Below are 9,123 nucleotides of genomic sequence, written 5' to 3'. Positions count from 1 at the left end.
TCAGTCCAGCATGTCCTCGAGCTCCACGCCCTTGGTCTCCCGGACGATCTTGGCGGTGAAGATCAGCGACACCACCGCGAAGAACGCGTACAGGCCGTAGGCCAGCACCAGGGAGGCCTCGGAGAGCACCGGGAAGGAGGCGGTGACGGCCCAGTTGGCCAGCCACTGCACCAGACCGGCCACGGCCAGCGCCGCGCCGCGGATCTTGTTGGGGAACATCTCGCCCAGCAGGACCCACATGACCGGACCCCACGAGGCGCCGAAGAACACGACGTACAGGTTGGCGGCCACCAGCGCGATCGGGCCGGCGGTGTCGCCCAGGACGGGGCCGGCGTCGGTGATCGTGGCGGTCGAGAACACGACGGCCATGGTGCCCAGGGTCACCACCATGCCGGTCGAGCCGATCAGCAGCAGCTTCTTGCGTCCGATCTTGTCCACCAGGGCGATGGCCACCAGGGTCACGACCACGTTGGTCACCGAGGTGATCGTGGAGATCGTGAAGGCGTCCGACTCCTGGAAGCCCACGGACTGCCAGAGCTGGTTGGAGTAGTAGAAGATCACGTTGATGCCGACCAGCTGCTGCAGCACGGCCAGGCCCAGGCCCACCCACACGACCGGCTTCAGGCCGGCCGCAGCGCCGCGCAGATCCGAGAAGCGCGGCTTGCGCTCGGAGTCCAGGGTCTTGTCGATGATGCCGAGACGGTGCTCCGCAGCGACCTGGCCCTGCAGGTGGGTCATGACCTGAAGCGCCTCCTCGCGGCGGCCCTGGGCAACGAGCCAGCGCGGGGACTCGGGGATCATGAACGCGCCCACGAGGTAGAGCACGGCCGGGATGGCGCAGACCAGGAACATGAGGCGCCAGGCGTCCATGCCGCCGAAGACATGTCCGTCGGCAGAGCCGGCCACGCCCACGATGATGCGGTTGACGATCTGGGAGGCGAAGATGCCGGTCACGATGCCCAGCTGCTGCAGCGAGCCCAGACGGCCGCGGACATCAGCAGGGGCGACCTCGGCGATGTAGGCCGGGGCGATGATCGAGGCCACGCCCACGCCCAGGCCGCCGACCACGCGCCAGAGGATCAGCCACGCGAAGCCGCCGGTGCCGTCGGTGAAGAACGGATCCCAGGCGCAGAAGATCGCCGAGAACAGGAACAGGATCGCTGCGATCCGCATGACCTTGACGCGGCCGAGGCTGTCGGCCAGGCGCCCGCCGAAGAACGCACCGGCGGCCGCACCCAGCAGCGCGGAGGCCACCGCCGAGCCGAGGGCGCCGGGGGAGACGTCGAAGTACTCCTGCATGGCGCCGGTGGCGCCGTTGATCACCGCGGAGTCGTAGCCGAAGAGGAAGCCGCCCATGGCGGCCACCAGGCTGATCCGCAGGACCGCGCCCATGTTGGCCGTGTGTCCCCCCAGGGACATCGGCGAGGTGTAGGTGGACATCGCAGCTCCTTCGCTGTGTCGAGCACGTGGTGGCGGGCTGGCCCTGGCGCTCGGGCCGGGGTCGGCCGCGCTCCGCCGCGGCTGGGCGAGGAGGGTCGTCCATAGTGAACCGCGGGTGAACAGTGGGCACAGGCTAGGCGCGCTCACTGCAGATGTCCATCAGATGAGGCATCCGAGCCGCAACGACTGAGTGCGCCGCCGGTGGGCGACGCGCTCGGGCGGTCCGGTCGGGGCCCGGCCGCCGTGATCACCGGGTCATCGGCGCCCGTGCCTTCCGGGGGCTGTGTCCTCGGCGGCTGCTCAGGCCGCGGGCGTGGCCTGCTCCAGCGCCGTCGCGGCCAGGGCGCGCTCCTCCGGAGTGGCCACCACGAACCCCGCCTGCGTGGTCACTAGCGTGGGCACGGTCGCGTTCCCGTCGTTCACGCCCTCGACGTAGCTCTTGGCGGCGTCGTCCTCCCAGATGTTCACCCACAGGGCGCGGTCGCCGGTCTCGCCGAGCGAGCGGTCCAGCGCGGCGCAGAAGCCGCAGCCCGGGCGCCAGTAGACGACCGCGCCGCCGTCGGCGATGTGCTGCAGGGCGGTGGTTTGATCGGCGCTGGGGCGGGAGTCGAGAGCCATGAGGGCCTCCTTCGATGGGCGATGCGGGTCCTAGGATCCCAGCCGCCGAAGCCCGACCGTTGTTCCCGCACCATGACACCGGCTGTGGAAACGACGAAAAATTCCTGCGGATTCTTGTCATTCCACGCTGTGTCTCCAGGTCCAGGGGCAGATGAATGCCAGAATCGAAGAATGTCTACCCCGGCGCAGTCTTCTTCCCCCTCGCCGGACCGGGCTACCTGGCACCTGCCCCAGCTCGAGCACTGGATCATCGTCCCGCTGATCGTCGTCCTGGCGATCGGCGCGATCGGGCGGATCGTGAGTCTCACACCTGAGGTCGGCGCCGCGGAGTCCCAGGTCCTCTCGGCACTCGAGCCCGCTCGCTCCGGCCTTGTCATGGCCGTCGCGGGCTTCGTCAACGGCATCTTCTCCGCCCCCTGGGTCTACGGCATCATCGCCGCTCTGACCGCGTGGCTGGCGCTCTTCAAGCGCAGCGCCCGCGACGCCGTGGGCTTCGCCGTGACCGCGGTGACCATGGTCGTGGTGGCGAGCACCGCCCAGCAGATCATCGGCCGCCCCGCTCCCGGCCTGGGCGACGGCGTCCTGACCGCCGAGGTCGGCTCCTCGCTGCCCTCGGCCGCCGTGTGCGCCGCGATCGGCATCTCCCTGTCGTTCCTGGTGGCCTCGCGGCGCCACGTCTCCGGCATGGCGGTTCTGCTCACCGGTGCCGGCGTGAGCCTGGCCGTGGCGCTGTCGGCGCTGCTGACGTCGTCCGCCTACGTGCTGGATGTCGTGCTGGCCCTGCCGGTCGCCTGGGCAGGCGTGGTGCTGGGCTGCGGCCTGGCCAACCGGGTCGTTCCGGCCATGGCGGAGCGCTTCGGCTGGGGCCTCCCGCGCGCGGACCGCAAGCTGGCTCACCGCCAGGCTCCGCGCTACAGCGACGCCGAGACCGCCTACGCCCGCTCCGAGTCCCGCAGCACCGCGGCGGCCTCCGCGCACCGAGACCTCGACGACGGCCCCGTCACCGAGGAGCTGCCCGTCATCCGCGAGGACGACGCAGCCGCCTGATCCGACTCCCCGCCGAAGGGCGCCTCTCCTGCCAGGGGGGAGGCGCCCTTCGTCCATCTCCCCGCGCCCTCCCTCCCCGCGCCTACGTGCCTCCCTGCGCCTTCATGCGCCCAGAGAGCATGTGCGCACGCAGCCCAGCCCCCGCGCCTACGTCCGCAGGTGCGCTGTTCCCTGTTCCAGGCGCACTGAGGCGCGTCGGCGCGAGGAGCGGCCGTCTCCGAGGCCATGCGAGACAGCTGCGCACGGGCCATATGCCGAGATCCCGTTTCCGTGCGCGTATTCGGAGGATCGGCGCATTTGGGCGGGATCTCGGCGGGCCAGCTGCACGGAAGCGGGATCTCGGGATGGGCAAGAGAGCGCCCCTGCGTGCGCAAATGCGCAGCCACGGGACAGAGCGCGCAGAGATACGTAGGCGTGAGGCGAGAGAAGACGGGTCAGGGGGCCAGGCGGCGGTGGCGGGGCCACCAGATGATGCGGCCCATGTCGTAGGTCAGGGCCGGCACCAGCAGGGAGCGCACCAGCAGGGCGTCGAGCAGGACGCCGAAGGCCACCATGAAGGCCAGCTGCACCATGAACACGATGGGGATCACGGCCAGCGCGGCGAAGGTCGCCGCGAGCACGATCCCGGCCGAGGTGATCACACCGCCGGTCAGCACCGTTCCCCGCAGCACGCCGGCGCGCGTCCCGTGCTCCAGGGACTCCTCCCGCACCCGCGACATCAGGAAGATGTTGTAGTCGATGCCCAGCGCCACCAGGAACACGAACGCGTACAGCGGCACCGAGGGATCCGAGCCTGGGAACTCGAGCACGTGGTTGAACACCAGCGCGCTGACGCCCAGCGCCGAGGCGTACGAGATCACCGTGAGCACCACCAGCAGGACCGGCGCGAGCACCGAGCGCAGCAGCAGCATGAGGATCACCAGCACGACCGCCAGGATCATGGGGATGATCACCGCACGGTCGCGCTCGGCGGCGTGATTGGTGTCCAGAGTGCTGGCGGTCTCGCCGCCGACCAGGATGTCGGGATCGAGCTCGTGCAGCTCGGAGCGCAGGGTCTCGACGGCCTGGAAGGTCTCGTCCGCATCCGGGTCGGTGGTGCTGGTGATCTGGATCTGGACGTCGCCGTCGACGACGGTCGGGGAGACCCCCTCGAACGGATTCGCTCCCGGGGCAGCGGACTCGAGCTGAGCGGCCGCCGAGCCCAGCGGGATGGAGCCCTGCGGGGCGTCGAGGGCCGTGACCGTCACGGAGCCCACGGGATCCAGGGCTTCCGCCTCCTCCGCGACCTGATCCATGCGCGACTCCGGGGCGATGACCGTGATCGGGGATCCGGAGCCGCCGGGGAAGTGCTCGGAGAGGATGTGCTGGCCGTCGGCGGCCGGGGATTCGCCGATCAGCGTCTCGGACTGCTTGAGCCCCGAGGCCTGCAGCTGCGGGGCGAAGGCCGCCGCGATCAGCAGGACCAGGGTGGAGAGGATCCACACCGGGCGGTGGCGTCTGGCGATGAACCGGCCGATCCGCGCCCAGAGGCCGCTGCCCTCCACGGCATGCCCGTGGGCATCGGGGCGGACTTCGAGGGCCTGAGGGCCCTGCTCCTCGAAGCGGGGACGGGCCGGCCAGAAGGCCGCGCGCCCGATGAGCATCAGCGCAGCCGGCAGCAGGGTGAGCGCGGCCAGCATGGAGAACACGATGCCGGTGGCCGCGGCAGGCCCCAGCGCTGCAGTGGAGCCCAGGTCCGAGACCAGCAGGCACAGCAGCCCGGCGATCACCGTGCCGCCCGAGGCCAGCACGGGCTCGATCGTGCCGCGCAGCGCCTCGCCGGTGGCCTGGCGCGTGCTGCGATGGGCGTGGAGGGCGTCGCGGTAGCGGGCGGTGTAGAGCAGGCAGTAGTCGGTGGCGGCACCCACGACCAGGATGAACAGGATGCCCTGCACCTGCCCGTTGATCTGGATCAGCCCAGCCGAGGCCAGCAGGTAGACCACCACGATCGCCGCGCACAGCGCCGCCATGGCGGTGATCAGCACCAGCACCGGCAGCAGCGGCGAGCGGTAGACGACCACCAGGATCACGAACACCACCGCCAGGGCCACCAGCAGCAGGATGCCGTCGATTCCGGCGAAGCCCTCGGCCAGCTCGCTGGCGAAGCCGGCGGGGCCCGTGACGGCTGTGGTCAGGCCCTCGGGCGCCTGGTCCGCCATGGCGCTTCGCAGCTGGGCCACCTGGTCCCCGAAGTCGTTCTCGTCCATGGGCACGAACAGCTGCAGCGCCTTGTCGTCCTCCGAGACCACGGGCGGGGAGGGCTGCTGGACGGCGATGCCTTCGTCGACGAGGGAGTCGGAGAGCTCCTGCGCCCACTGCCGGTCTTGGTCGGTGAGGCCGGAGTCGCGCTGGGCCACGGCCACGGCAGGCAGGAAGGGGTCCTCGGTGAAGTCGCCGGCCCGGTCCGAGACCTGGGTGGATTCGGCCGATTGCGGCAGGAACGAGCTCTGCTGGTTGGTGGAGACCTCCGAGATCCGCCCGAAGAACGGTCCGCCGAGCATCAGCACGGCCAGCCAGATCAGGATCAGGGCCGGGGCGATCAGGGTGCGTGCCCACGGGCGGCGGTGCTCTGCTGGAGGGTTCACGCTTCTGCTCGATTCGCTGGGAAGGCCCTTCACTGTCTCACGAGCCTGCGACGCGACAGCGGTCAGGGACCCGTCGGATCGATCCTACGGGCCCCTGACCGGCAGCTGCACCCCGCGCGCGGCGGGGCACAGGTCACTTCCTGTGGTGCTCGTGCGCGGACGAGCCGCCGTGCGAGTCGTGGTCCTCCGGCCCCTGGCCGAGGGCCGCGATGGCCTGGGTGTTCTCGAAGCCCATGGGCTCGTGCTTCACGAAGCGCTTGTACGCCCAGTTGATCGCCGAGAGCAGCAGCCCGACGCCCAGCAGGACGGCGGCGATCTGGTACTCGATGACGTCCTGCGCCCACGGGCCGATCAGGAACAGCGTGGTGGCCGCGCCGATGTACGGGATGACGGTCGGCGCCTTGAAGTAGCCGGTCCCTTCGCGCGAGCGGTCCTTGCGCAGCACGATCACGGCCACATTGACCACGGCGAACACGCCGAGCAGCAGCAGAGCGGTGGTGCCGCCCAGTGCCGCGGCGGTCTCCTTGGCCATGACCTGCCCGACCACCAGGATCAAGGCGCCGGCCAGGACGGTCGTGAAGACCACCGAGGCCCACGGGACGGAGTGCTTGGCGCTGACCTTGGCCAGGAAGCCGGGCAGCACGCCCTGAGCGGCCATGCCGTAGAGCAGGCGCGAGGCCATCAGCATGTTGATCAGCGCCGTGTTCGCCACCGCGAAGATGGTCAGGAACGGGTAGATCGTGCCGATCGGGATGCCGGGGGCGCCTGCGTTGACGACCTCGAGAAGCGGGGTCGTGGACTCGCCCAGCACACCGATCGGGACCACGGCGACGGCCAGGATGGAGACCAGGACATAGACCGCGCCGGTGATGCACAGGCCGATGAGCATGATCCGCGGGAAGTTCTTCTGCGGGTCCTTGGTCTCCTCGACCATGTTGACGGAGTCCTCGAAGCCCACGAAGGAGAAGAAGGCCAGGGAGGTCACGGCGGTCAGTGCCAGGAAGATCGACTTGTCACCCTGGGTCTCGAAGATCATGGTCTGGGAGAAGTCGGCGTTGCCCTGGGTCGCGGCCCACAGGCCGATGAGGATCACGATGGCCAGTCCGGAGAGCTCGATGCAGGTCAGCACCACGTTGAGCATCAGGGATTCCTTGACGCTGCGCAGGTTGATCAGCATCAGCAGGACCATGAAGCCGACAGCCATGAGGGTCACCGCCGTGATGGGCGGGTCCTCCCAGCCGAAGCCGGCCACCAGGTTCGAGGCCACGGTGCGCGCGGCCGTGGAGGCGGAGGTCAGGCCGGAGGCCAGCACGGCGAAGGTGACCATGAAGGTCAGCAGGCCGATCCCGAAGGCCTTGTGCGTGTAGAGAGCCGCACCCGAGGCGCCGGGGTACTTGGTGACCATCTCGAGGTAGGAGAACGCGGTCACCGTGGCGACGAAGAAGGCCAGCAGGATCGGGGCCCACGCCGCGCCGCCGATCTCGCCGGCGATCCTGCCGGTCAGGGCGTAGACGCCCGTTCCCAGGATGTCGCCGACGATGAACAGCAGCAGCAGGCCGGGGCCCATGACCTTGGCCAGGTCGCTGCTCTCGACGGGTGCGCTGCCGTCGGTGGAGGTGCCGTGGGGGTCGGACGGCTCAGTGCCGCGCTGATTGGTGCTCACTGGGTGCTCCCGGGGACAGTTGCCGAAGGGGCCCTGGCGACGGGTGGTGCGCTGTCGTCGTCACAGCTGATTGTGACGGGACCCACAGGGTGCGGCCACTGTACGGCTACTCGCGGCGGGATGCGCTCTCTGCGCCGTGTCCCGCAGCGATGAGTTCCTCGGCAGGGGTGGAGGCAGGGGTCGAGGGGGGCCCCGCCGATCCCGACGTACCCCATGGCGCCTGGAGCGCGCGGGCCCGACGACGGCCGCGATCCGCCCCGCCCCGGAGAGAGCCTCAGGCCCTGCCGGGGCTGCGCCGGGCCGCCGAGAGCATCAGCGGAAGCGCGGTGCCGGAGGCCAGCTGCACCGAGTGATCGGCATGTGCGGTGAAGCCGGTGGGCTCCGGGTTGATCTCCACCACGGGGACGCCCAGGCCCATGGCGGTCAGCGGCAGCGAGGCCGCCGGCTGCACGAGCCCCGAGGTCCCGATCACGAGCACGAGATCCGCCGAGGCCATGGCGGACTCGGCGTCGTTGAAGGCGCCCTCCGGCAGGGCCTCGCCGAACCACACGACATCCGGGCGCAGCGGGCCGTCGCACTCCAGGCACTCCGACGGCGCCTCGGGCCGCGGCTCATCCAAGGGTGGCTCATCCAGGCGCAGGTCGGCGACCTGCCACTGATCCGCCGGCCGGCCGCAGTGGGAGCAGCGGAAGGAGTAGAGGGAGCCGTGGAGGTGGCTGACCCCGTCCGAGCCGGAGCGCTCGTGGAGGTCATCGATGTTCTGCGTCGCGATGGTGACCTCGGCGTACTCGCTCCACGACACCAGTGCCCGATGCCCCGCGTTGGGCGCGCACTGGCGGACATATCGCGCTCGCTGCATATACCAGGCCCAGACGAGCTCGGGGTCGGCCTCCCACGCCTCCGGGGTCGCCAGCTCCTGGGGCGAGTACCGCGCCCACAGTCCCGTCTCCGGGGCGCGGAAGGTGGGAACGCCGGATTCGGCTGAGATGCCCGCGCCCGAGAGCACCGCGACCTTGGCGGCGGAGCGGCACAGATCGAGGACGTCGGGGCCGATGGCCTGCAGCTGGGCGTTGAGCCGGCCGGCGCGCTGGGACAGGGACTCGTCGGGATCCTGATCGGTGCTCATGGCCCCCACGGTAGGCGACTCGCCCCGGCCGCGAGCCCATGCGGCCCCGGCGCCGCGGCGGTGCTTGTGATGGAATGGGCGCATGAAGTTCGACTTCCGACGCCTCACCCCCGCCGTCCTGACCTCGCTCGGGCTGATCCTCCTGGCGCTGCTGCTCCTCAGCGTCGGCTGGGCCGTCCTCGGCTGGATCCTGGGTCTCGCCGGCCTGGGCCTGAACGTGGTGGCCGTGGCGGTCACTGAGGTCCCCGACACGAGGACCGACGGCACCCGTCGTGTGGCGTCCCGTCCGGGAGCGGAGCAGCGCTCGGAGCGGGCGCGTCTGGCCCGTCGCGATGCGGCGGCTTCGGGACGCCGCACGGGCTCGGAGCGCAGCGTCCGGCACGATGACGAGCGCGAGGCCGAGGCAGAGGTCGTGCGCGATGCCGAGGGCCAGCCCGTCGAAGCGCCGTCCGATTCGCTCGCCCGCGACGGCAAGCCGGGCAAGGGCGACAAGAAGGCCTACTCCCGTGCCGGCTCCACCGCCGTGCCGGGATCCGCGCGGTCGTCGTCGACGTCGAAGGCCTCCGCCAAGGGATCCTCGCCCCTGCGCAAGTGAGGCCCTCGGG

The 9,123-nt window shown here is 70.6% G+C and carries 7 protein-coding genes; 2 read left to right on the top strand and 5 right to left on the bottom strand.

All coding sequences use genetic code 11. The annotated features are described in order from the left end of the window. Both M3E84_RS11915 and M3E84_RS11910 read right to left on the bottom strand, forming a co-directional pair. The gene (locus tag M3E84_RS11915) at window positions 1-1,440 is read right to left on the bottom strand and encodes a sugar porter family MFS transporter (protein WP_259896447.1); all 1,440 of its coding nucleotides are present in this window, start codon (window positions 1,438-1,440) and stop codon (window positions 1-3) included. A gap of 300 nt (window positions 1,441-1,740) precedes the next feature. Next, a complete protein-coding gene (locus tag M3E84_RS11910) occupies window positions 1,741-2,058 on the bottom strand; it encodes a glutaredoxin domain-containing protein (RefSeq protein ID WP_259896446.1) in 318 nt (105 codons plus the stop codon). A gap of 171 nt (window positions 2,059-2,229) precedes the next feature. Between M3E84_RS11910 and M3E84_RS11905 the strand changes: the two genes are divergently transcribed. Next, on the top strand, window positions 2,230-3,105 hold the full coding sequence (locus M3E84_RS11905) for a hypothetical protein (RefSeq protein WP_259896445.1): 876 nt from the start codon (window positions 2,230-2,232) through the stop codon (window positions 3,103-3,105). Window positions 3,106-3,539: 434 nt separating this feature from the next. Here M3E84_RS11905 and M3E84_RS11900 read toward each other — a convergent pair whose 3' ends face one another. From M3E84_RS11900 to M3E84_RS11890, 3 genes are all read right to left on the bottom strand, one after another. Continuing rightward, window positions 3,540-5,729: an MMPL family transporter gene (locus tag M3E84_RS11900; protein WP_259896443.1), complete on the bottom strand. Its 2,190-nt coding sequence runs from the start codon at window positions 5,727-5,729 to the stop codon at window positions 3,540-3,542. Window positions 5,730-5,862: 133 nt separating this feature from the next. After that, on the bottom strand, window positions 5,863-7,392 hold the full coding sequence (locus M3E84_RS11895; RefSeq protein WP_259896442.1) for an APC family permease: 1,530 nt from the start codon (window positions 7,390-7,392) through the stop codon (window positions 5,863-5,865). Window positions 7,393-7,666: 274 nt separating this feature from the next. Next, window positions 7,667-8,518, bottom strand: coding sequence for an NAD-dependent deacylase (locus tag M3E84_RS11890; protein ID WP_311200481.1), 852 nt, complete (start codon window positions 8,516-8,518; stop codon window positions 7,667-7,669). Between the two features lie 82 nt (window positions 8,519-8,600). Here M3E84_RS11890 and M3E84_RS11885 point away from each other — a divergent pair, with 82 nt between their 5' ends. Further along, on the top strand, window positions 8,601-9,113 hold the full coding sequence (locus tag M3E84_RS11885; protein WP_259896440.1) for a hypothetical protein: 513 nt from the start codon (window positions 8,601-8,603) through the stop codon (window positions 9,111-9,113). Window positions 9,114-9,123: the final 10 nt, after the last annotated feature.

The organism is Kocuria sp. p3-SID1428, assembly GCF_025149945.1.
Lineage (GTDB): Bacteria > Actinomycetota > Actinomycetes > Actinomycetales > Micrococcaceae > Kocuria.
This window is presented reverse-complemented; position numbering and strand designations above follow the sequence as displayed.

Bases quoted from the DNA above. Each gene is read 5' to 3' on its own strand.
- M3E84_RS11915 (WP_259896447.1), bottom strand. From the start codon at position 1,440: ATGTCCACCTACACCTCGCCGATGTCCCTGGGGGGACACACGGCCAAC.
- M3E84_RS11910 (WP_259896446.1), bottom strand. From the start codon at position 2,058: ATGGCTCTCGACTCCCGCCCCAGCGCCGATCAAACCACCGCCCTGCAG.
- M3E84_RS11905 (WP_259896445.1), top strand. From the start codon at position 2,230: ATGTCTACCCCGGCGCAGTCTTCTTCCCCCTCGCCGGACCGGGCTACC.
- M3E84_RS11890 (WP_311200481.1), bottom strand. From the start codon at position 8,518: ATGAGCACCGATCAGGATCCCGACGAGTCCCTGTCCCAGCGCGCCGGC.
- M3E84_RS11885 (WP_259896440.1), top strand. From the start codon at position 8,601: ATGAAGTTCGACTTCCGACGCCTCACCCCCGCCGTCCTGACCTCGCTC.